22 protein-coding genes are annotated in these 24283 nt (G+C 44.9%); 14 read left to right on the forward strand and 8 right to left on the reverse strand.

Annotated features, from left to right (window positions below):
* Window positions 1–424: transposase (locus tag L2755_RS10130; protein ID WP_248980574.1), on the forward strand; the 424-nt coding region annotated here is incomplete at its 5' end.
* A gap of 220 nt (window positions 425–644) precedes the next feature.
* Here the strand turns inward: L2755_RS10130 and L2755_RS22300 are convergent.
* Complete coding sequence (locus tag L2755_RS22300; RefSeq protein ID WP_248980575.1) at window positions 645–1676, reverse strand: M48 family metallopeptidase; 1032 nt, start codon at window positions 1674–1676, stop codon at window positions 645–647.
* A 13-nt stretch (window positions 1677–1689) separates the two neighbouring features.
* Window positions 1690–2892 (reverse strand): YjgN family protein, encoded by a 1203-nt coding sequence (locus tag L2755_RS10140; RefSeq protein ID WP_248980576.1) that lies wholly within the window; start codon window positions 2890–2892, stop codon window positions 1690–1692.
* Window positions 2893–3161: 269 nt separating this feature from the next.
* Between L2755_RS10140 and L2755_RS10145 the strand changes: the two genes are divergently transcribed.
* The 7 genes from L2755_RS10145 (at window position 3162) to L2755_RS10175 (ending at window position 10699) form a co-directional block, all read left to right on the forward strand.
* A complete protein-coding gene (locus L2755_RS10145; RefSeq protein ID WP_248980577.1) occupies window positions 3162–4112 on the forward strand; it encodes a family 16 glycosylhydrolase in 951 nt (316 codons plus the stop codon).
* Between the two features lie 477 nt (window positions 4113–4589).
* Complete coding sequence (locus L2755_RS10150; protein ID WP_248980578.1) at window positions 4590–4832, forward strand: hypothetical protein; 243 nt, start codon at window positions 4590–4592, stop codon at window positions 4830–4832.
* A 97-nt stretch (window positions 4833–4929) separates the two neighbouring features.
* On the forward strand, window positions 4930–5688 hold the full coding sequence (locus tag L2755_RS10155; protein ID WP_248980579.1) for a hypothetical protein: 759 nt from the start codon (window positions 4930–4932) through the stop codon (window positions 5686–5688).
* A 789-nt stretch (window positions 5689–6477) separates the two neighbouring features.
* A complete protein-coding gene (locus L2755_RS10160) occupies window positions 6478–8016 on the forward strand; it encodes a YifB family Mg chelatase-like AAA ATPase (RefSeq protein ID WP_248980580.1) in 1539 nt (512 codons plus the stop codon).
* Between the two features lie 183 nt (window positions 8017–8199).
* The gene (gene yihG / locus L2755_RS10165; RefSeq protein WP_248980581.1) at window positions 8200–9105 is read left to right on the forward strand and encodes a 1-acylglycerol-3-phosphate O-acyltransferase, YihG family; all 906 of its coding nucleotides are present in this window, start codon (window positions 8200–8202) and stop codon (window positions 9103–9105) included.
* 6 nt (window positions 9106–9111) lie between these two features.
* A complete protein-coding gene (gene yihG, locus L2755_RS10170; RefSeq protein ID WP_248980582.1) occupies window positions 9112–10050 on the forward strand; it encodes a 1-acylglycerol-3-phosphate O-acyltransferase, YihG family in 939 nt (312 codons plus the stop codon).
* 238 nt (window positions 10051–10288) lie between these two features.
* Complete coding sequence (locus tag L2755_RS10175; RefSeq protein WP_248980583.1) at window positions 10289–10699, forward strand: energy transducer TonB; 411 nt, start codon at window positions 10289–10291, stop codon at window positions 10697–10699.
* Between the two features lie 81 nt (window positions 10700–10780).
* On the opposite strand, the gene L2755_RS10180 is transcribed toward L2755_RS10175, so the two are convergent.
* Complete coding sequence (locus tag L2755_RS10180) at window positions 10781–11869, reverse strand: branched-chain amino acid aminotransferase (RefSeq protein ID WP_248980584.1); 1089 nt, start codon at window positions 11867–11869, stop codon at window positions 10781–10783.
* Between the two features lie 160 nt (window positions 11870–12029).
* On the reverse strand, window positions 12030–12797 hold the full coding sequence (locus L2755_RS10185; RefSeq protein WP_248980585.1) for a TetR/AcrR family transcriptional regulator: 768 nt from the start codon (window positions 12795–12797) through the stop codon (window positions 12030–12032).
* A gap of 187 nt (window positions 12798–12984) precedes the next feature.
* Between L2755_RS10185 and L2755_RS10190 the strand changes: the two genes are divergently transcribed.
* The 3 genes from L2755_RS10190 (at window position 12985) to L2755_RS10200 (ending at window position 16025) form a co-directional block, all read left to right on the forward strand.
* Window positions 12985–14487 carry a flavocytochrome c gene (locus L2755_RS10190; protein WP_248980586.1) on the forward strand — a complete coding sequence of 501 codons (1503 nt, stop codon included), beginning with the start codon at window positions 12985–12987 and terminating at the stop codon, window positions 14485–14487.
* Window positions 14488–14498: 11 nt separating this feature from the next.
* Window positions 14499–14849, forward strand: a complete 351-nt coding sequence (locus L2755_RS10195) for a cytochrome c3 family protein (RefSeq protein WP_248980587.1) — start codon at window positions 14499–14501, stop codon at window positions 14847–14849.
* A 123-nt stretch (window positions 14850–14972) separates the two neighbouring features.
* On the forward strand, window positions 14973–16025 hold the full coding sequence (locus L2755_RS10200) for a DcaP family trimeric outer membrane transporter (protein ID WP_248980588.1): 1053 nt from the start codon (window positions 14973–14975) through the stop codon (window positions 16023–16025).
* A 187-nt stretch (window positions 16026–16212) separates the two neighbouring features.
* Here L2755_RS10200 and L2755_RS10205 read toward each other — a convergent pair whose 3' ends face one another.
* On the reverse strand, window positions 16213–17004 hold the full coding sequence (locus L2755_RS10205) for a TetR/AcrR family transcriptional regulator (RefSeq protein ID WP_248980644.1): 792 nt from the start codon (window positions 17002–17004) through the stop codon (window positions 16213–16215).
* 826 nt (window positions 17005–17830) lie between these two features.
* On the opposite strand from L2755_RS10205, the gene L2755_RS10210 reads away from it, so the two are divergent.
* The 3 genes from L2755_RS10210 to L2755_RS10220 are packed head-to-tail and all read left to right on the forward strand — an operon-like array spanning window position 17831 to window position 20808.
* A complete protein-coding gene (locus L2755_RS10210) occupies window positions 17831–19348 on the forward strand; it encodes a flavocytochrome c (protein ID WP_248980589.1) in 1518 nt (505 codons plus the stop codon).
* 5 nt (window positions 19349–19353) lie between these two features.
* A complete protein-coding gene (locus L2755_RS10215; protein ID WP_248980590.1) occupies window positions 19354–19722 on the forward strand; it encodes a cytochrome c3 family protein in 369 nt (122 codons plus the stop codon).
* A gap of 33 nt (window positions 19723–19755) precedes the next feature.
* Complete coding sequence (locus L2755_RS10220; protein ID WP_248980591.1) at window positions 19756–20808, forward strand: DcaP family trimeric outer membrane transporter; 1053 nt, start codon at window positions 19756–19758, stop codon at window positions 20806–20808.
* 71 nt (window positions 20809–20879) lie between these two features.
* Here L2755_RS10220 and L2755_RS10225 read toward each other — a convergent pair whose 3' ends face one another.
* Genes L2755_RS10225 through L2755_RS10235 form a run of 3 tightly spaced genes read right to left on the reverse strand, consistent with a single transcriptional unit; the run spans window position 20880 to window position 24276 of the window.
* The gene (locus L2755_RS10225; RefSeq protein ID WP_248980592.1) at window positions 20880–22064 is read right to left on the reverse strand and encodes a BamA/TamA family outer membrane protein; all 1185 of its coding nucleotides are present in this window, start codon (window positions 22062–22064) and stop codon (window positions 20880–20882) included.
* The gene (locus tag L2755_RS10230; protein ID WP_248980593.1) at window positions 22061–23371 is read right to left on the reverse strand and encodes a DUF4056 domain-containing protein; all 1311 of its coding nucleotides are present in this window, start codon (window positions 23369–23371) and stop codon (window positions 22061–22063) included. Before L2755_RS10230 ends, L2755_RS10225 begins: the two co-directional genes overlap by 4 nt.
* A complete protein-coding gene (locus L2755_RS10235) occupies window positions 23368–24276 on the reverse strand; it encodes an alpha/beta fold hydrolase (protein ID WP_248980594.1) in 909 nt (302 codons plus the stop codon). The genes L2755_RS10230 and L2755_RS10235 overlap by 4 nt, the downstream gene beginning before the upstream one ends.
* Window positions 24277–24283 lie beyond the last annotated feature (7 nt).

Consider the following 24283-nt stretch of genomic DNA (forward strand, 5'->3'; position numbering starts at 1 on the left):
AAGTGCGGAACGAGAAAAAGAACCTTGGTTGCTGGCAACCTCACTGTGTAGCAAGAGCGATAACGCTAAAAGCATTGTTAAGATTTATGCAACAAGAATGCAGATAGAGGAGAGCTTTAGAGACGTGAAAACGGGCTTGAAAATGAATGATAGTGGCTCAAGGCTCCTGCATAAACTAAGCGTTCTACTACTCATAGCCTGCCTGTCTCAATTCATGCTGTACCTTCTCGGATTGGCTGTCAAAGCAGCTAATAAACATCGGCAATACCAAGCAAACTCTATCAAACATCGAAATGTGTTATCAAACCAGTTTATAGGGCTAAGAGCCTACAAAGACAGCCATTTAAAGTTGCTGAAGTCTCATTGGCGAGCAGGGATTAAGACGCTGCAGGATTTAGTTAGGGAGCCACAAGCATCCTATTAAATTCGTGGGGATCCCTCAGACTCTGACCCCAATAGTTTACTCTGATCTCAATTGTTAGTAGCGTAACTGATAGTAAAGGCAACTCATACGGCTGGCAGTCAAATTAAAGGGCAACGATTTAGCAACTTCCAATCTATTGCAGCCACAAAAAAGCCTTTCATAGAGAAAGGCTTTTTCGCTATCACTCTGCTGTTTTTAACTGCATATCAAAATAGTAGATTCATTGTTGGCTCGTGTCATGCAACTGAAGAGTCTCAATCCGTTCAGTTAATTCAGGATGAGTGCTCGCCCAACCGGGAATATCCACATCGTGACCGTCATCCAATGCTTGATAAAGCTGCACCAGTGATGCAGTACTTTGGTACCAGCGCTGTAGGTATGTTGCCGCAAATTCATCAGCTTCGCGCTCATGCTGGCGCGAATAACTTAAGCTGGTGCCCAGCACGGTAAAACTGACTAAGATGTCAGAAATGCCGCTGGTCTCGCCCACGATTAACGCTGCACTTATCGACAAGATAGCTGATTGCACTAAATTGGTCAGAATATGCCGCTGCTGTATATGGCCCAGTTCATGTAACACCACAGCTTCAAGTTGGGCGTCATTAGCGGCAAGATTGACCATAGCATCGGTCAAAATAACGTGACCGTCAGCAAGTGCAAATGCGTTAGCCATCTCACCAGTGTGGCGTAACATTAGCTTAGGTGTCTGCGAGAATGCCGCCGTATGAGGGTCTAGCTTTTCAACCGTAGCACTGAACATCTGCTGCAATTGAGCCTGCCGCTCTGGTGCTAATTCAGACGCTTCAAAACCCATATCATCGAGCATGGTCAAACTATGCTCGCCCACTTCGCGCTCAACTGACACAGGTAGCATATGTGCAACCACCTTAGCGGCAGCTGGCACCCCATAAACAAACGTCGCGTAGCCCACGATAGCAGTAAACACAGTTGCCAATATGATCAGCGCAAGATTAGCCTCTAATTTTGCAATCAGGGGTGTTGAGCTATGCTGCGCAATCCAGCGATTAAGCCGCTGCGGTTCATTACAAACAAAGACAAAGCCACCATCAAAGGTAATGGTGCGAGCCATTGCCCCGATACTTCGACTCAACAAAGCATGCTCTAACTGACATTGAGTATTACAACACTCACTGCTTAATGTCAGTTGACCATGACTCCCTAACAGCAAAGATGCTGGGTGTTTGCTCGAATTTTTAGGCCCAAGAACATGCCCATCAACTTGATGATTCACCTAATAATCCTTGTTAGATAATGCCGAGATTAATGTCAAACGCATCGGCGACTTCATCCGCAATAGCGCTGCTGGTGGTTGCATTATGATCATCGACACTAAATTGGTTTAGATCACCTTCAACAGCCGTGACTGAGCTCATGTAACGCGCGGTGCGAACCGCCACCCACGCACGACCTAGACCGAGGGTGGAGACTGTAATCAGTAAGTTAGTCAGGATAAGTCCAAAAAAGCTTGCCACTTTCATGGCCGATACCAGTTGTAATTCGTCATCAAGCTTGGTTTGGTTAAACAGATAATTTCGAGTACAAACCCTGACGTAAGCGGCAATAATCACAGTCAACAATAAGAAGCCAAAGTAGCCGCCAAAGATATATATCAACATTGACGGATCACTCTTTAAGTCCTCCTCACCAGCTCCTGCAAAAACGGCCATCAAGCTACTACCAATACCTGAAGCGTATGCCACTGCAACTAAGCCAGCGATTATTGCTGTAAATATCGCTGCTGCTGTTAAGCCAATTTTTACGTATTCGCGTACCTGCAGGCTTGCGTTGAATGGCTTGCCACCATAGCGATAACCATTGACGATATATTGGCTAAAGCCCACGGTAACCCATGCATAGGTCAATGCCGTCGCCACCACAAAAAATAGCAGTCCCAGCCCAATACCCACGCTAGCCATACTGTCGGACATTGCTTTAAAGCCAACCACGAGAGCCACGGTGCCACCAATGATAATGGCATAAGCAATCAGGGGTTTGAGTAGGAGGTTAATATAAGCGCCGCCGTAACCACCCTTAAAATCGAAACGGACATTACGAAAACGCGTCACTCGTGCATCGAAACGGGCATTCCTTACGGCAAGGAAAGGCACGATGAAAGCAATCAAAACAGCCGTTACACCACCCGCTAAAGGATGAGTTACGTTCAAGACACTCCAACCAATAACGACGACAAGTGCAATCATGCGACCAATGAGTAGCTGCATTGGTTGCGCTAAATACTCGAATCGGTCGCCATCAAGCTCAGTGTTACCATAAAAATAATTATTGGTTCTGACTTTCGCCCACGCAGAGTAGATACCTAACGTAACAATACTCAGCAGCACATTAACGATCCAAATCCCGAAGAATTCAGTACCATTGCCGTGGAATTTAAATTGCGAGGTTTTTTCTACTGTTACATTATTTGAAGATGAGTCAACTGAGCTCATTTTATTTTCCTTCCGTTGGAAATCCAGGTCACAATTAGAACGACAAATGCACAATAAATCAACAGCTTTTACAACTGATCAAGTAAATATATCAAACAGCCTGCCACCATTGAAATCGCATTTGTTCTCTATGACAGTGACAACAACCAGTTCCAACCCAGCCTCGAGTTAAGCTAAGCCACAAAGTGACGCTGAGGAGATTAACGAACTTAATGCCAACAGCGGGCTATAATTAGGCATCCAAAAGTCACTATACTATTGGAGACCACATGCCATATCACTCAACTTGCCACGCTAAACGCTCCATTCTTTACCTCAGCTGTATCCTACTCGCGAGTTACCACAGCCCATTACAAGCTAAACCCAACGACAAGTCAGACATAAAAATACGCGGTAAATCAATGAAATTCTCACAACAGCAAGTCTCTGCTCAGCGTATTGCTAAGGAGGACTCTTTGCAGAAAGCCAGCTCATCAACTAAAAAATCCTCCAAGAGAAAGTCGGCTAAAAGTAGTGGTTTTATCGACCCATTAACCCTATTTGATTACAGCCATTGGTGGGCCAGTGATGGCTGGCACAATGGTTTTCCGTTTGTTAACCGCTGGCAAGCCGATGCCATTAGCCACAGTAGTGAGGGGATGCAACTCACCTTGAGTAACCATGGATCATTAGCGGCTCCTGACTGGGTCTCGGGCGAGCTACGCAGCCATGAGTACCGAGGTTATGGCTGTTATGAGGTCAATATGAAACCTGCCGCACGTGCAGGTGTGGTCAGTAGCTTCTTCCTATTTGCCAGCCCCTACGATGTTGCCTCTAATGGCAATGGGCTGCACCATGAGATTGATATTGAATTTCTCGGCGATAACACCAACTTCATGCAGATCAACTTCTGGCGCAATGGTGAGCCTGCAGCGGGTGAAAATGCCTTACTTATCCCTCTGCAATTCGATGCTGCATTAGATTTTCACCGTTACGGTATCCGTTGGTCAGCGGGTAAAATTCAGTGGTATGTCGATGGTTTATTAGTGCATCAAGTTAACGCTAGCGAGAATGCTTATATTCCCACAACCAGCGAATCAACCCTGATGGCGATGATGAATATCTGGGCCACCCATGAGGATATATCCACCTGGGCAGGGGAGTTTGATCCCGAGTTAGGCTCGAGTCACAGTGAGTATAAGGATTTTAGCTATCAGACTTTGAAACAATGTCAGCTTTAGTTGCGACTGACGTCGCTCTAAGTTGAATGTTATCTTCAAGCACAGGTGCAAAACGATACATTTGTGGTTCCAATGGCCTGCGGCCAGTGCATGTGCAGACACTGCCGTGACGCGCTGCAAGTCCATCTGACCTCCAAGGACGGAGGGAATGCCAAATTCTGTCTGGAACAGAATTGGCCTTGGAAGCTCGGCCATGACGAATAACATCCTTGTTAAAAAGCCAGTTCGGCATCCATCCCTCTCGTTCGAGAACTTGATAACTTCGTTATCTCTCACCAGGTCATAGACGGTCACGGCCGCATCTACACTGGGTTTGAAAAGCGGAATCTTCTAGCACCAGTGTGTGCTATTTACTAAAGTTTACTCTGATCCCAATGACCTTATAGCTCTCTTGCCCAAGATGAAAATAATGAACTTGATAGCCTGATTAGCTCTATATATTCTGCTTGGCCACCAACAAACTATTAAAGGAATAATATGAAAAAGGCAATAACCAGACTATTAACAACATCTAGCTTTGCACTACTTGTCATCGTAAGCGCAGCAAATGCTACTCATGTTTCAGAGACTACCTGTACAAATGGCTGTGTTGTAACAACAAATTCAGACGAAGGAACGACAACAACTGAAGATTGTTGTGGTGGAAGGACTACAACTGTTTATCGTAATCACGATGGTGATGGTGGTGCTGATGGTCGTACTGGTGAAAGTGGTAATTAGGTTTAGTGTGCGCCTATGAATAAGCCTAGCGCATCATTAATATGTGGGACTAGTGCATTTTCATTTCTGTAAATGCACTATTTAAGTAAGGATTACTATGAAAAACATAATTATATTAATAATGGCTGCATTACTCATCGGCTTAGGGTATCAATATTATTTTATTGATGAGTCTAGCGGGGCTCACAATCATGGTGAGGCACCATTATCAGAAATTGAAAATATAAAACAGACGAAGGAAAATTCAAAGCGAGCCCCCCTTCATGCTAATTTTAAACGAAAATCACTCGGAAATGATATTGCAACAGCACATGACTCCTTACATCAACATTTAGACAAGCAGAAAGAACACCACCATATCTCTGATAATATAAAGCAAGCTCTGTGTGAAGATGAGCTTATACATCAAGCCTGCGTGATTAAGCAAAACCTTGATATACAGAAAGTAATCATCGATGAGTTAAGTCATAATGTAAAAGCTGATGAGATCTCTGTTATTTTAGCTAGTAACAATTTCCAGAATGTGATGGAGACATTATCAGCGAGTAAAGTGGAGCAAGCTTCATTTGAACGTGAATATAAATTGAATGACCGTATCGATAACTTTATAAGCAACAATCAAACTATAGTAGTAGATAGATTAGCTTGTGGAGACATCGCTTGCGCCACCTCTATTTATTATCAGGAAGTAAGTGATTGGGAAGCATTTTCAAAATCGTTCTTAAAGGAGGACGACGGCACAGCAAGCATAGGTAACCTATTTATTGCTCATTTAGACCGGCTGGAAGGTCAAGAAACTAGAATATTATTTTTACCCAATAATAATTCTGCCGTGGTAAAGCGTATAAAAAAATAAATAAATTGGAAACAATTGGGGTCAGCGTAACTGTCTACCCCATAGTTCCCTCTTTCACAACCCCAATATTAAACACCACTCATAAGTCTAAGCACCCGACTCATAGATACCTATCTTCCCCGTTGGAAATTTCGCTGTTTAAATTTCGCCGGGGCGCAGAGGGTTTGACTCTTATGAAACCAAGAGCGGGTACAAGCACTTTACCCCTTGGCTCGACTCTTAATGACAAGAATGGGCGAAGCGCCACGACTCAGGTCAAGCGCAGCTTGACGCTTGAATACAGTGGTTCCAATGGCCTGCGGCCAGCGCATGTGCAGACATGCCTGAGACTCGCTGCAAGCACATCCGTGTGAGCTCAACGAAAACATCCCTGTTTTCGACGGCCTCAGGCATATCTACACTGGGTTTGAAAAGCGTAAACTCCCGGCATTTGAGTTCTTAATTTAAAACCACAAAAGTCACTACTCTGTATAGCCTGCAGAACACGCCAATCTCCCCCGTTGGAAATTTTGCTTTTTAAATTTCGCCGGGGCGCTGAGGGTTTGACTCTTATGAAACCAAGAGCGGGTACAAGCACTTTACCCCTTGGCTCGACTCTTAATGACAAGAATGGGCGAAGCGCCACGACCTTGACTTTATCTCTAAAAGATCAAGCGCAGCTTGATGCACTTGCCCTTAACCCTAATCATCAAATAAATTCAAAACCCAAAAACTCATAACCTTAGCTAAACTTACCTCAGCCCGCATTGGAATTTAGGGCTATCCACCACTAAACAAAAGGATTTGTTAATGGCACTTGCCTGTGTTGCAACCCGCGCCAGTTGTGGCGTCGACGCCCCTCCCGTCACTGTCGAAGTCCATTTAAGTAATGGCTTACCTGCCTTTTCTTTAGTCGGACTCCCCGAAGCCTCAGTAAAAGAAGCCAAAGAGCGGGTGCGCAGCGCACTGATTAACGCTGGATTTGAGTTCCCAATGCGCCGCATTACCGTTAACTTAGCGCCAGCTGACTTGCCAAAACAGGGGGGCCGCTATGATCTGCCGATTGCCATTGGCATTCTCGCGGCCTCAAAACAAATTCCACCCAAGTCGATTGAACGACATGAGTTTGTCGGTGAACTGGCCCTCTCAGGCCATGTACGTTATTGCCCAGGAATACTGCCGGTGATTGTGGCTGCGAGCCAAGCAAACAACCGCCTAATACTGCCGATTGATAATCGAGCCGATGCCGAATTAGTGGGTTTCGACAAAGTACTATTTGCCACTCACCTGCAATCATTAGCCGCTTACCTGCACGGTCAGTCTGAGTTACCCAGCATTGACCTTGGACTGGAGTGGATTACACCGACGCCCGACATTAGCAGCAACAGCAACAATACCAGTAACTGCCTCAGTGAAGTGATAGGCCAGCAACACGCGAAACAAGCATTAGAGATAGCCGCCGCAGGCAACCACAACCTACTGATGCTGGGTCCACCCGGTACAGGCAAAACCATGCTCGCCAGTCGCATGATGCAGCTATTACCCCCTCTGAGTTACGAAGAGGCGCTTGAAGTCGCCTCTATTCGCTCTGTTGCCGGACAAAATATGCAGCGGCAGCAATTCTATCAACGGCCTTTTCGGAGCCCGCACCATACCAGTTCGGCTGTTTCATTGGTGGGTGGTGGCGCCATACCAAAACCGGGGGAAATATCCCTCGCCCATCGCGGGGTACTGTTTCTAGATGAAGTGGCTGAGTTTCCACGCAAAGTACTCGATTGCCTGCGCGAGCCGATGGAAACGGGTGAGGTGAGCATTTCTCGTGCCGCGGCCAAGCTTAATTTTTTATGTCGCTTTCAGCTGGTGGCGGCCATGAATCCCAGCCCCTGCGGCGATGTGAATAATGCCAGAGCCAGCAATGAGCAGATCATCCGTTATTTATCTAAATTGTCAGGGCCGTTTCTCGACCGCTTTGATTTAACCATTGATGTCCCAAAACTGCCTTTAGGGGCGCTCAATAGCAGTGATACTCACGCTGAAACCAGTGCGACTGTCGCTCAACGGGTGCATGCGGCAAGAGAGGTTCAGTTATCGCGCTCGGGTACGCTCAACAGTGACTTAAGCGGCAAACAACTCAAAAACGAGGCCAGATTTAGCGCAGCAGATCTGCTATTTCTAGAAGAAAGTGTCAATAAATTAGGCTTGTCGGTGCGCAGTTATCATCGGCTACAACGTGTTGCGCGCACCATAGCGGATCTGCAACAGGAGCAAGATGTATCGCGGCGCCATATCGCTCAAGCACTAGGTTATCGAGCAGTCGATCGATTACTGACCAGCTTAAAGCAGTACTAAGCAGTGCTAAGCAGAATCACTTAACAAAACCCGACTTAGGTCTACACAGTGAGATCCACTGTCGGTAGCGGATCCGCTAAAACAACTTATTTGCTGCTTTTTTCTGCAAAAATTAACATCTAGATTGAGACAAATCTTTACAACGAGTACTATAGGTCTCCGTTTTTTATCTTGGGGATCTCAATGGGCGCGATTGTGTCACGCATCAGGGGAAGTTTAGCGTTCTTCTTTTACATCATTAATACTACTTTTTGGGTGACTCCCATTTTAGTATTCAGTATTTTCAAGCTAATTCCTCTCAGTCTTACGCGTACCGCTTGCACCTATTTTCTCGATTTCTGTGCCAGTTCGTGGATCAGTTGTAATGGGGTGATTGAAGACATCTTCCATCCCGTCACTATTGATGTCCAGGGTGATGCACAACTGTCGCCTAAAGAGTGGTATATGGTGATTGCCAACCACCAATCCTGGGTCGATATTTTAATTTTGCAGCGGGTATTAAATGGCAAAATTCCTTTTCTGAAGTTTTTCCTGAAACAACAATTAATCTTCGTGCCGGTTTTAGGGCTCGCTTGGTGGGCACTGGATTTTCCTTTCATGCGCCGCTATAGCAATGCACAGCTGCGTAAAAACCCGAAGCTGCGCGGTAAAGATATCGAGATAACTCGTAAAGCCTGCGCTAAGTTTAAAAGTAAGCCTGTGAGTGTGATGAACTTTGTTGAGGGCACACGCTTTCATCCGGGCAAACATCAAAAACAAAACTCACCGTTCACCCACCTGCTCAAACCTAAAGCTGGTGGTATGGCTTTTGCGCTATCTGCGATGGGCGACCATATTCATAAGTTGGTTGATGTGTCTATTTGCTACCCAGATAAGGTACCTACTTATTGGGAGTTTATTAGCGGACAAGTTAAAGAGATCAAGGTGCATATTCGAGTGCGCGAAATTGGCGAATCTCTACGTGGCGATTATATTAAAGATCGTGAGTTTAAGATTGCGTTCCAAAACCAGCTAAATCAAATTTGGCAACAAAAAGATCAAGTGCTTACTGAGTTAGCACAAGTAAAAACATCCAGAGAAGAGGCTTAACACAAGATGTTGAATTTTTTACCCGGCTCATTTTTGTATTTTATGAGTACCACTTTATTGATCATCAACACCGTTATCTGGACCACACTGATCTCACTTGGTGGGATCATAAAGCTGATAGTGCCCTTTACTGCTGGACGAGTGCTACTCACCCGCCTCATGAACCGCTTTATGTGGGGATGGGCCACCTGTAATGGCGGCATTCTAATGCTGTTAGCCGATATGGAGTGGGATGTTGAAGGCTTAGAAAACCTTGATAAAAAAAGCTGGTACTTACTGATTAGTAACCATTTAAGTGGTTTGGATATTGCGGTACAAACTTATGTACTGCGTAATAATATCCCTATGCTTAAGTTTTTTTTGAAGCGTGAACTCATGTATGTGCCCTTTCTTGGCTTAGGTTGTTGGGCACTTGATATGCCTTTTATGAGCCGAACCAGCCCGGCAAAGTTAAAGAAAAACCCTAAGCTAAAAGGCAAAGATTTAGCGAGCACTCGTAAAGCCTGTAAGAAGTTTCGCTTTATGCCAACTTCGATAATCAACTATGTCGAAGGTAGCCGCTTTACCGAAGAGAAACACAGACGCCAAGGCTCACCTTACCGCTATTTATTACGCCCTAAGGCTGGCGGGATCGCTTTTGCTTTATCGGCGATGGGTGAGCAGTTTACTAACGTGCTTAACGTGACGGTACTCTACCCAGAAGTATTTAAGAAAGATGCTTTGCATGAAGTGATGCATGGCCGCTTGAAAAAAATTGTGGTGCGGGTCAAAGTCCTTCCAGTACCCGAAGTGGATAGTAAGCGCTACTTCTCTGAGTCGAGTTGTCGCGTCGAGTTTCAACGCTGGCTAAACCAACTTTGGTTAGAAAAGGATGAAGAGATCCACCAGCTAATGATAAAACACGGTGCTCCTACAGAGCTAATGGTAGAGAAAAAAGAGCCTTAATAAACGGCTTCTAATCCATATGAAGGTGCACTCAGTGCACCTTTTTTATTGCTTGTTATTCACGCTAATCCTGCAGCTATGCAGCACTAACCTCAAAGAAGCTGCAATAGATATCAGCAAATGTCATTAGAAAACTATTTGATATTGTGAACTCGACACCTAGACAGTAATACTTTCGACCTATATATTGACACTCAACTTAACATTTGCTCAACACTTGTTCTACAAGGTATCTTTAATGTCTGTCATTTGCCCCAAGCTAAAAAATGTCTCTTTGGCGTATTTACTATTCATGTCCACGTCACTGCTAGGTTGCACGAACATCATCAACCAGCAAGCCCCTCGTATTCTAGATATTGATAGCACAAGCTTTGCTAAGTATTGGGTAGCAAAAGATAAGTTAATTCATTGGCAGAAAAGTTTACATACGAACGCTGAAATTGATGCCGAGCTTGCTGGGACTCAATACTTAGTCTCCTTCGTCGTTGATAGTGACGGACAGATGCAGCAACTAGAAATAATCAACAGCACAACGGGAGAACTTCTCGATAAAGCGCGCACGGCCAAGGCATCTGAACAGCAGTTTCATCCAACCGTGCAAAATAGCACCCATCAAGCAGTGCGGATTAACACCAGCTTTCGATTATAGAACTAGGTAACCAGCAGTAGAAAAACAGCCATAAAAAAGCTCCCATTGGGAGCTTTTAGTTTTTAGCGCAAAACAACAGTATTACACTCGTCGCTCAACCAGTTTAACCCAGCCTTCAGGTCCTGTTATATGGCCCTTTTGGATCTCGGTCAATACCTTGTAAATTCGCTTGGTATGCTCGCCCACATTACCATCACCGACGGTGACGATGCGGTTATCTTCAAAGATGTAAGAGCCTACTGGCGATACTACTGCCGCAGTGCCAAAGCCGCCCGCTTCAATAATTTCGCCTGATTCTATATCGGCAATAAACTTATCCAGCATCACTGTTTCTTGGCGTACTTCACAGCCCAGCTGCTCGCCTAAATCGAGAATCGATTGTGAAGTAATAGACTTCAAAATAGTATCTGTAAACGTAGGGATAATGATGCTGCCATCCTTAAGCACATGGAAATGGTTCATCGCACCCACCTCTTCAATCTGCTTATTGTTAGCATCTAAATAAAGCACCTGCGCTGCACCATACTCTGCCGCCGCTTTACCCGCTTTTAATGATGCCGCATAGTTGCCAGCCGCTTTAGATGCGCCCGTTCCGCCAGACACAGCACGGTGGAAACGCTCACTGATTAATAAACGGATCGCTTTGTCAAAACCATCACTATAGTAAGGTCCGCTCGGGCTTAACATCACGCAGAACGTGTACTGCTCGCTCGGGCTCACCGATAATCTGTCTTCAGTCGCAAACACAAAGGGTCGAATATAAAGACAGGCATCTTCCTGCATTGGGAACCACAATCTATCGACATCAATTAAGGCATTAATGGCATCAATTTGCAGTGTTTCAGGGATTGGGGGAATACAGATAATATCCCCAGAGCGATTTAGACGCTCGGCATTTTTATCAATGCGGAAAGTATAGATTTCGCCATCTTCATGTTGGAATGCTTTAGCACCTTCAAACACAGATTGGCCATAATGCAATGCAATTGCACCTGGCGCGATTTGAAATGGGCCGTAGGGTACAATCCTAGGCTCACACCACTGGCCATCGCGATAATCCATTAAAAACATATGGTCAGTTCTGAGGTTACCGAAACCAACATTTGTGCTTGGTTGGAACTGCTCAGTACGACGCTCTAACGCAGGTTTTAAATTATAGTTTATTTGCATTGCATACCACCTTGAATACTGACTGAGCAGACTATGCAGTGGTCACAAAAAAGTCAAGTGAAACGGGGGCTAGCATTAATTTATTCAACCCAAAATCGCAACTATAGCCAAGCAATTTTGCACTCAGAATAATCAATACTGCAACCGCATTAATTTTCACTTAATTACCAAGCTCTCTACAATCGGATTTTTTCCCAATCGTTAAACAATTTTCGCAGCTGCGAATATTGTCATGCCCCTGATCAAGAAAGTCTTCGATCCGCTTAGATAACCCCTGCATCATCTCTTGGCTAATAGGCTTGCGCCAGTGGTAGCGATTCATTAATCGGCTTATATGCCGAAACCCCATGGCATCGTCGGAAGTGAGATACTGCTCATCCATCAACTTACTCTCAAAAGAGGACGTGACCCCCGCAAGGAAGAAATACAATGCCTGAGTCAACTCTTTTATATCCGTTTCAGTCGCTGCTAGGTCACCCGACACAACCGCATCTTCTAGCGGGCGCTTAATACGACTCCAAAACAGATTAACTCTACTTTTAAGAATGGAAATTTTGTCAGAGCTGGCTAATTGCCAAAACATGCTATTAATAGAGACCACTCTCAAAATGTTAAATATTGGGCTTCTCTTCACAACTTCAAAGGTAAATAATACCGCAATAACAGAGCGTTCATTAATAGTTAAATCAGGATTTTCTTTTATAAAAAGTGGAATTAGGCTCGAGGTTGTATTTCTTAAAAACAAACACACGAGCACATCTTCTTTAGATTCAAAGTATTTATATAAGGTGTTGGTAGAACAACCTGAATCCTTAGTGATCTGCGCGAACCTAAATGACACAACACCTTGATTTTCAATTAGTTTCTCTGCAGAATCCAATAACTGATTACAGCGAATAGCATCCGGATGGTTATTTGGACAATGCATAAGATCACCTAAAGCTTATTATTTGCCCCTTATTTTATTAGCCTAAAAACAATTAGATACCTAAAAGAAACATTTTCTTGAACAACCCCACAAAAAACTTTCTTATCCAATATAAAGTGTGACATCACGCATAATAGACTTATAACCAGAAGCATATTGTTAGCCCAAGTTAATTGGAGATTATAATATGCAAACAAGACGTTCATTTTTAAAACTTGGCGCTGGCGCTGCAGCTGTTGGGGCGTTAGCACCACTCACCGTGAGTGCTAATTCTTCCGACGTTCAATGGGATGAAAAGCATGAAATTGTTATCGTCGGCTCTGGATTTGCCGGGCTTGCCGCAGCAGTAGAAGCGGGCAAATTAGGTGCTAAAGATATCGTGATATTTGAAAAGCTCGGCGTCTATGGTGGTAATAGCACCTTGAATGCTGGCCAAGCCTGCTTCGCCAATACTGATCTGCAAAAAAAATTAGGTATAAAAGACAGCGTTGAGTTGATGGTACAAGACCAACTTAAATCGGGTCGTGGTTATGCCAGCGAAGAACTCCTCAGGCACAGCGCAGAACTTGGTCCCTATATCTACCAACTCACCAAAGATTGCGGTTGTGTTTATCGCGACCACATCATCAACACTGGTGGCACAAGTGCCACGCGTAGCCATCAAGTGGTAGAGCGTAGCGGCGCTGGCTTCATCCGTCCGATGTTAAAAACGGCTCGAAGCTATGGTGTTAAAACCAAAATTCGCCATAAATTTGAACATCTAATCACCGCCAAAGATGGCACCGTACTGGGCATTCAAATTCGTCGTGGCTATCACTTTGGCCACGAAGGCTCTGGCGAGTTAATTAATGTAAAAGCCGAAAAAGGTGTGCTGATTGCCACGGGTGGTTTTGGCGCTAACGTCAGCTTTCGTCAAGCATTAGACCCTAACTTGGGCAATGAAGTGGGTTGCACCAATGCGCGTGGCGCTACAGGTGATGGCCTTATCGCCATGCTGGCAGAAGGCGCAATGCCAATTCACTTGAGCTTTATTCAATCTGGCCCTTGGGCGTCACCTGATGAAGGTGGCTTTGGTTACGGTGCAGGTTTCTCCCTCTATAACTTCCCACATTCCATAGCGATTGACCGTAATACCGGGCAGCGCTTTATGAATGAAACTGCGGATCGTAAGACTCGTGCTGATTTAGAGGTTCAGCGTCGTGATAAAGATGGCAAACCTAACCCCGCGCTGCTAATTGCTCCAAAGCATGAAGCAATGAAAGACCCCTCTATGAATAACGTGCTGAAATATAACGTTGCCTGGGAATTTGACAGTGTAGAAGCCATTGCCAAACATTTCGACTTACCTAAAAAAGAGCTTAAAGCCCAGATAGATGACTGGAACAAGTATGTCAAAACTGGCGAAGACCCACAGTTTGGCAAACGGATGAACATGAGTACAGGCATCTACCTTACCGCCCCCTTTATTGTGCAACGCCTATGGCCAAAAGTGCACTACTGCCAAGGCGGTATTCAAATCAACGCCCAGGCTGAAGTGATTGCGGCCAAGACCGGCAGCAAGATCCCTGGCCTATATGCCGCCGGAGAAGTATCTGGTGGTGTGCATGGTGTCAGCCGACTCGGTGGCTGCTCTACCCCAGAATGCATGGCATTTGGTGTTACAGCCGCACGTTCAATGATGAAAGCATAAGGAATATTACGATGAAGAAAATCAACACATTACTTGTGCTCGTTCTTGGCGGCTGTATCGCACTATCGGCTCAAGCTCGCGATCAACGTGACTATCATGAAATGGTATACGACTCAGGTTGTAAAACCTGTCATGACCAAGGCATGAAAGCCTTCCCATCAGATGACTCTTGCCTACAATGCCATGACATGGGTGAACTGGCCGAGCAAACAAAACGTGAAGGACATGAAGCCAGACAAAATCCTCATGACAGCATGCATTACGGCCAAGAAGCGCCTTGCATGGAATGCCACGGAGAGCATAAACCAAAGCAAGCCATCTGTATGGACTGCCACAACTTTGATTTCCCTAAATTTAAATAACTGCACTGATAGCCGCTAACTCGCAGCACCCTGCTCGGGTTAGCTAACGGTATCGTTAAATTTATCTAGAGATTGATGCATTCGTTTCGAATGGCACGGATTAACAGGCAGCAAGGAATTTACATGATGAATAGCAATATGCGAAAAGTCGCACTCATAGGTTCACTTTTAAGCATCGCCACTGCGGCTAACGCTAGCTATGAAATTCAGCTAGACGATGCAAGCAAATTAACCTTCGGCGGGTATCTAAAAGTAGATACTCGATATGTCGATGGTGACGTAGCCTACAAAGATTTTTGGAGCGGAACTGGGACCCCTTTATCTGAAGCCGACTCACAATTTAAAATATTGGCCAATGAGTCTCGTTTCAACATGAAATTTGAACACGGTGATGTGATGGGATTTGTAGAAATGGATTTCTACGGCGGTGGCGGCAACGAGGTCATTTCAAACTCTTACAATCCACGACTTCGCCACGCCTTTATCAAATACCAAAGCTTCACCGTGGGCCAAACTTGGACAACGTTCATGAATACAAGTGCCATTCCAGAGTCTGCAGATTTTGGTGGTGCTATGGTTGGCTTGGCATTCATTCGGCAAGGACAAATACGCTATGACTTAGGCGATTTCCAAGTCTCACTCGAAAACCCTGAATCTTATGGTGGTGATAGCAGTAACGACAAATTACCCGATGTTGTTGCTAGGTATAACTTCAAAGGGGATTGGGGGAATGTGTCAGTATCTGCTCTGGGGCGCCAGCTCAATACCGATTTAGGGCAAAGTGAAACCGCTGTTGGTGGATCAATCGCTGGTCGGCTGAGTACTTTCGGCAAAGATGACTTAAAGTTCCAATTCCATAAAGGTGAATTAGGCAGATATGTCGGTGTTGCTGCCGCCAAAGATTTAGTCGGTGAAGAGGTTGAAGAAACCACTGCTTACTTAGTCTCTTACCGTCATTACTGGGGCGACACACTAAGATCGACCCTACTATACGGTAGTGTAGAAACAGATTTAGACGGAGCCGAAAATACCCAATGGAGTATCAACTTATACCAAAACTTAACCCCAAAACTCGCCGTGGGTTTCGAAGTGGGCAGGTTTGCTATGAAAGGGGAAAATGTTGATGCCGATGTTGATTCTAATTATGCTCAACTCTCAGTGAAATACACGCTCTGAGTTTAGCTTGCTATTTTAATTGTATTAGTACGACTTCGGCTATTACTGCTAAGTAATAGCCGAAACTCATGGTAATTGCTCCCCCACAATTGGTACACGATTGCCACGAGTTTTCATTTTTGGATCAGTGACATCATCTCAAACATCACCCTTTTTATTCGATCCAGCCCTTTTATTAAGGGCTTTTTTATCTGCCGATGGCTTCTAAACGTGAACAGTCAGAATGGGGAACACTCGATGCACAAGCTAATGCGCTGCAGGCTGAGCAAGTCATATGATCACGATGATGCTCATCGAAGAAATCTGAACTTCTTTGAGCCAATAAGTCATATAACTCGGGCGTTAACGGCTTTGCCCATTTGTACTGTCCCATCAAGTGCGCTAAATGGCGATAACAAGTCTCACGGCGATTAGCCAGATATTTAGGCGCAATTAATTCACTTTCAAATTGAGTCAGGCTGCCGGTCAAGAAAAAGATTATCCCCTGCACCAATTCTTTTATCTGCAAAGGAGTAGTATCTAATTCACCATTATCTGCCGCTTCAGTGAGTGATACGGTAAACCACTCCCAAAAGGCATCAATACGCTTTTTAAAGCGAGTTACCTTCTCGTCACTCGCCATCTTCCACACCATAGGATGAACCGATATCGAGCGTAAAGTAGAAAAGCTTTTACTGCGCTTAATGGTTTCAAAAGTAAATAAAATAGGCAGTAGTACTTTTTCTTGAGCAGTTAAGTCAGGGTGTTCTTTTACAAATATGGGCAAGTGGTTAGAGGTGGCACTTCTAAGGAACAAGCAAACCAATACGTCTTCTTTTCTTTCAAAAAACTTATACAAGGTTCCCGTTGAACAACTCACTTCCTTTGCAAGTTGTGAGAACTTAAATGACACAATGCCTTGTGACTCTATCAATTGCTCAGCAGCATCGAGTATTTGATTACAGCGAATCATTGATAGTGTTTCAGTTGGACATTTCATCATCACAATCCTCTTTATTCCAGTCATTACAAGTATGCATTTTTATCTATTACAGTTAAAAGTTATATCTCTACCAATCGCGACTCACTTCACATTAACACCAGTAAATTAATAGCCTTTGAGGCTTATATCACGTCAACATTACAGCGAAAAACTTAACCAAAAGGCCAAATATGTATAACACCTCACTTAGTTAACATACTATTAGCGAAGGCAAAGAAAAGATATTCAAGACCTTAGTCACGAATATGTTTACCTCTTAAGAAAAGACGTGACTTTGCTCACTTATAACATTTCCTAATTCCTCTACTTTAACCGTACAGCAACACAATGGACGCGTTGGTGTTCCCAGTAATTATTTACCATTAAATTTAAGGCTTTAGATAAAGGCACACACTGAAAATTGAAGCCTGGCCTTCGCACTAAGCCGAAGGCTTTCTTTTCTTTACATTTTATCAACCACCTCATTACAGCATCAAAAAAAATCACACCCCACAGTGTCACTTCACATGGTATTAAATTATATTTCAGTTCCACAACGAAATGACGGCAACATTATAATTGGTAGTTCAGTTATCATAAAACCATACATTAATATTCAGCTAGATTTATACCATTGATGAGTATCATTATTCAGTCTAAATAAAATAAACAAAAGGCATATTATTAAATATAATAATGAGCTCGTTTGTGATTTAGCGGGTAATATTATTCAAGACCTTTCTCACGAATAAGTTTTCCACCCAAAAAATATCGTGACGCAGTTCACCTTTAACCTTTATTTAACAGTTTATCTTTACCCCATACCAATAATGAGGATGGATAGATGTTTAACAGAAGAAATTTTTTAAAGCTTGGCGCTGGAGCTGCTGTAGGCAGTGCAGCCGCCATCATGCCAGGAACGGTTCTAGCCAGTGAGTGCGGCAAGATAAGTTGGGACGAATCTGCCGATGTTATCGTTTTAGGGTCAGGGTTTGCAGGCTTGAGCGCTGCGCTTCACGCAAAACGACAAGGTCTGGGATCAGTAGTCGTTTTAGAAAAGATGCAGGTCATTGGCGGTAACTCTGCCATTAACGGTGGTTGGTTAGCAGTGCCAAGAAACCCTATCCAACTCTCGCAAGGCGTAACTGATGACTCCCCAGCTGAACTAGTAAACGATCAAGTCGTTGCTGGTCGCGGAATGGCGAACAAAGCCATTTTAGAAAAAATCGCTGACAGAGCGATGGATGTTTACGACCTGTGTATTAGTTCCGGTGTCGTCTTTAGAAAAGACTTTAATATTCAGGTAGGTGGTCAGAATAAACCGCGAGCAATTCGTGTGAAACATGGCACCGGTGGCGACATTACAAGCAAATTATATGAAGCTGGCGTGGCTGAGGGTATTGATTACCGTTTGCAGCATTATATTGAAGATTTCATCATGGACAACGGCGAAATTATTGGCCTAAAAGTACGCCAAAATTACCGATTCCCAGATATCACAACCGGCAAAACTATATTCATTAAAGCTAACAAAGCGGTAATCATAGCAACGGGCGGCTTTGCTCGTAACATGGAACTGCGCAACGCAGTAGACCCTTCTTTAGATCCAACTCTTGATTGCACTAACGCACTTGGCGCAACGGGTGAAGTGACCTTGACCGCTATGGCTCATGGTGCGCTTCCTGTTCACATGAACATGATTCAAACCGGTCACTGGGGTTCTCCTGATGAGGGCGGGTTTGGTTGGTCAGTAGCTCTGCTATCCATTAGCTGGCATGAAGGTATTGCGGTTAGCGTGTTAAATGGTAAGCGCTTTATGGACGAGCGTGCAGACAGAAAAACCTGCTCTGACGCCATCATGAAAAATCGTTACAAAGATAACTCTCCTGCTTACCCAATCGTTTTCTTCAACCATGATGACCACATTAGTGATGACCGAGTTGTGCGTTCTCTACGTGACAAGATGGCGTGGAAAGTAGACAGCTTAGAACAGATGGCAGAGCAATTTAACGTTCCTTTGGCTGATCTAAAAAAGACCGTAGCAGAACATAACAAGAACGTTATTACTCGAACAGATCCTGATTTCAACAGAAAGATGGATACCGCGGTTGAATTAAAAGCGCCGTTTGTAGTGTCTCGCGTGTGGCCAAAGGTTCATTACTGTATGGGCGGGCTAAAAACAGACGTTGGCTGCAGAGTTGTCGATGGTCGCTCTATGAAGCCGATCAAAAAGATGTACGCAGTGGGTGAAGTCACAGGCGGTATTCACGGCGTTACACGCCTAAGTTCAACATCCTGCCTCGAGTGTATCGCCTCTGGAATGATCGTCGCCGAAACAATCAAGTCTGAAGTAAAAGGGTAATCTCAATGAAAAAGTATCTTCTAACGTTGTTATTAAGCCTGACTGTTGCAGGTTCTGCATTCGCTGGCGAACTTGAGTCAGTAAAAGGAAGCACCCAAGGCCGCACTAATCACCAATTCCTTTACGAAGATGGTTGTAAAAGTTGCCACCAAGGTTCGGGAAAGGCTACCGCGAATGACGCTGCCTGCGTTGAATGTCACGGCGATATAAACAGTATCGAAATTGATGAAAACAACCTGACTTATAGCGAAGCTAACCCACACAAATCATTCCACTACAACCAGGGCGCCAGCTGCCTAGCTTGTCACGGTGAGCACGAGAAAAAAGCACCGGTTTGTGCCGAATGTCACCGCACATGGTTTGAAGAGATGTAATTTAGCTCAATAATAAAAACGAGATTAATGATGATGAATAATAAATTAGTTCCAATAGCGCTAGCATGTTTCACCGCCTTTTCTGCCTCTGCTGCAGCGGCCGACATTGAAGTCGGTGGTTTCATTAAAGGCAACATACGTTATATCGGTGGAGAGGTTCCATACAACACTATGTGGATTGGTTCTGGGGCAATGCAAAGCGAAAGCAGTGACAAAACCCAGATCAGTGCTCAGGAAAGTCGTTTCAATGCCAAGTTTACCCATAACGGAGTCGTCGGTTTTGCTGAAATCGATTTTGTTGGTTCATCACAGGGCAACGGTGTTATTTCTAACTCATACAGCCCTCGATTACGCCATGCTTATATTAAGTACGAAGATATTACGTTTGGTCAAACATGGTCAACACTGATTAATACCAGTACCTTTCCTGAATCTGCAGATTTAGGTGGACCATTAGTGGGTGAAGCCATGATCCGTCAAGGATTGATCAGATACCAGCACGGTGATTGGCAGTTTGCGTTGGAAAACCCAAACACTTACGGTACTGATGAAAAGGGTGAAAAATTAAGTACCAGTGACGACTATATTCCAGACATGATTGTACGCCACGATACTAAGGGCGATTGGGGCAATATCTCGGTATCGGCACTCGTTAGATACTTAGATCCTGAAAATACAGACAAAATCTCTTTTGGTGGCTCTGCAGCAGCAAAGTTTCACATGATAGGTAAAGATGATCTGCGTATCCAGTTACATTATGGAAATCTAGGTCGCTATGTCGGTACTGTTGCTGCAAGAGATATCTACAACGGTGAAGTTGAAACAACTACAGCTGGTACCATTTCCTATCGACATTTTTGGAATGACACCATGCGTTCAAGCATTTTCTATGGACGTACTGTGACAGAAGAGGAAGAGACCGATAGATATCAGATTGGTGTAAACCTCTTCACCAATTTAACACCTGAGTTAAAAGTGGGTTTTGAAGTGGGTCGTTACGAAGTGATGGATACCATTACCGAGTCGAATAATGCTGAAAATGGTTCTTCTGACTATGTTCAATTTACCATGCAATTTTCAATATAAGCATTAAAAACAACCTAAGTAGGTATTAATTGGGGCTCAATAGAGCCCCAAAATTACTTACATCTGCGCCGCTAAAATGCTTCATTAACATTAAAATAAAAGCCCCTATCGCCATCGCCCCATGCCATATCTAAGCGCAAATTCACTCTTGGTTTAACTTCAAAGCGATAGCCCACCCCGCCGTTAGGCAAGATTTTATCAGAATCAAACTCACTAACATCAGCTGCGATTACGCCAGCGCCGCCCCAGAACACCATGCCATGGCGACCGGGAAGATTAAGTCGGTATTCTACTTGCGTGAGCAGCATTTGTTGGTCGCGATATCGACCCGAGGTATAGCCACGCAATAGATCGCCACCGCCCGCCTTTGATAACTGATCCCAAGGCACATTGCCAGCGGTAAAGCGGCCGCGAACCTGCCAGGCTAAGATATCTTCGCCACGGCCGGTTTGAATGTATTCGCTGTAGAGCGCGTTATACACCTCAAAGTCGGTTTTACTACCTAAGATCTGTCGATAAAAAGCGGCGTCAATCTCCAAGATACGCCCGGATTGCGGGTTTAATACGTTGTCTCTAGTATCATGATTTAGCAGCAGGTTAACCCCGACACTACGCGAGCTTTCTTGCAACTCATCAGTCACAACATTTGAATCCAAGGGGTTAATACTATCGGCGCTAGCATAGCTAAAATCAAAGCCTATACCCACAAAACTGCTGGGGCTCATCCGCTGTAACAGCATCGGCTTAATCGATACTATTCGCTGGTTATACTCCACACGGTTAATGTCGGCATGATTACTGTCATAACCGACGCCGTAAAACACATCGGGTGCATCATAGAGCTCGGCATTAAGGTAGAAGCGCTGCTTGTCTTGATTGATAAAGGTCTTATTGGCAATCGCGCCCCCTAATGCACCATTGGTTGAGGCCAAACCATTAATCACCAAAGATGATAATTGACTCACCTCATCATCGGGATCAACTTGGTACAAGCCGACCGCAGAGATCCCCACCCCGAGATCCATCTCTGGATTATAAAAGGGTCCCGGCAGATAGCTAAAATCGATCAGCTTATCGGGGTTAAACTCACCATCAGCACCTAGGGTTTGTAAGAAATCCTCCAGCCAACCCTGAGACACGTCATCATCTTGTGCTTGGACGCCTGTCGACTCTGTGGCTGCAACATGGGGCGCTTTGAGCGTACCCGTTAAAACAATACTGAGAATTAGCGTTTTAGCGATATTGCCGCCTGTCATGGTTGTACCTCTAACTCAGTAAGGTCGTTAGCCCGCTGCTGAATATGCTGCTGCAATTCAATTGAATCTTGTATTTGGTTGTATTCACTGATGCGATAAAAATCAGCTTGAGTAAATCCATTACGCCATAGCGACTCGGGGATATGACTAAAGCTGGCTGTGAATTTATCCGCCACCAGCAGTTTTTGCTGAGCAATAGCGTCAATGTCTATTCCATGAAGGGTGTTACTCAGGGCTAAGTGATGCGGCTCAATATCCGTTTCATAAAGCTCGGCAATCCCGTTCCATTTAACATGGGAACTCGCTAAGGCTTTTGGCACTAGATAAGGGGACTGTTTATCGCCTAACGCATAATGGCGTTTGAGTAGCATAAACTTACTCGGCAAGGGTTGCTTTGAATCCCACCACACACCATCAATGACATCAAATAGCGCATTGGTTTGTTCGATGGCAACAGGCTCTAACCAAGTGAGCGTCGCTGCGAGCCACTGGGTCATATGTTGGTTATAGAGCTCTTTATTCATCGCTAGATTATTGCTCAGCAAGGCTAATGCGATTTTGGCGCCCAACATATTGGAGTAAAGATCTTCAGGTGAATAGGCCGATACCGCTTCAGACCACGGCGCCCAACTGCGATAGCCGTGCCACTGCGCTATTTCATGAGCTTCTGCCATAGAGTAAGCCAATCGCACCGATATGGCCGCGGCAAGTTCCCAGCGCTGAGCGGCTGTTAAACCTGAGCTATCAAAGGCTTTGAGCTCTATGCTGCGCGGACCAATTTCATCAGGCAGTACGATACTTTGTGGCAAACCCAGTTGTGGAAAGATTCGATAGAACAAGGCAATGGCATTATCCGCTGTATCGCGAACATGGGCTAAATCGATAAAGCCACCGCGGAGGGTGTAAATTTGGCCGTTATTCTCGCCACCACGGCTGCCATTAGGCGCATCTTTTTGGTAGCTAAAGGTTCCCGCCTCAAACGCGTGTGGTCCGACACTGTCGACCGCTAGCGTATTAGCATAACGAAAGAAGGGTACAGACAATGAGCCGACTTGGACTTTTTGTGCATTGCCAAAAGCGCAGCAGGGGCGAACGTCTTCAGGCATACGCATTAACGGCAAGTCTTGCAGCACAACGTCCCCCATCAACAGGGGATCTGGCTCATTGTCTAGCGCGGCAGCGATCGCAATATCACTCGGTAAGGCGCGCACTTGCCAGTCAGGGCTGCTACACGCGCCAAGCAGCAGTACACTCATCACCACGACAACACTTTGCCTCGTTAACAAAGTTAACTTAGCTATCATCATTGTACAAACGCCTTTATTGCTTGGCTGATAATCTCAGGGTAATCATTGCTAAGTCCATGAGCGCCCTTTGGAATAACCACTATAGGGGCGTTTAAGTAAGTAGCCAGTTGGATCCCCGATGCCAAGGGGAATACTTGATCGCGCTCGCCCCAGATAAGCATACTCGGCGGTAACAACGCTGCCGATACCGTTGTGGCTACACGGTCCCTGTCGGCCGGCAAACTATCAATAAGCGCCTGTTTTTCATGATGATACCCAGCAAAATACTGCGCATATATCGCGTCATCGATAAAAGCCGGATACCAAGGAAAGTCGATAAACGTCCCATTGAGTAAACGGCGCATCTCAGTGGCATTTTTCGGCACAAAGATGTCAGTGGCGCTCTCAACAGCAAAGCGTTGATTCATCTCTTCGAGATCAGCATCAGAAAACAGCACACCCGGGCTGGCTAGCAACACGGCCTTTGCAACCTTAGGCTCGTTTATCATCAAATCAAAAGTGACAAAGCCGCCGTAGGAGATCCCCACCACATTGACCTTGTCGACATTAAGCGCATCAATAAGCTGGCGAACTGCTTGTGACTGAGTCGCGAGACTTGGAGTCGCCTCACTCACAGAGTCGCCAAACCAGGCTAAATCTGCGGCGATGACCTGATAATCCTTAACCAGCTCAAGCATCACTTGCTGCCAACTAGTGACTGCCGTGCCGCCAAAGCCATGGATAAGCAGCACTGTTTTACCTTGCCCTGCTTGCCAATAATTGAGTTTGCCGCCCTCTGCTAGGGTGAGTTGCTGCTGTATAAAGCCCACTTTTTTCAGGGCGGTTTTTTCACTTGAATCAGTCATCTCAACGATTGAGCAACCACTGATGAATAGCATGCTGAGTATTAGATAAATAGATCGCATAATTTCC

Origin of the sequence: Shewanella abyssi, from assembly GCF_023284025.1 — a bacterium.
In the GTDB taxonomy this organism is placed as follows: Bacteria; Pseudomonadota; Gammaproteobacteria; order Enterobacterales; family Shewanellaceae; genus Shewanella; species Shewanella abyssi.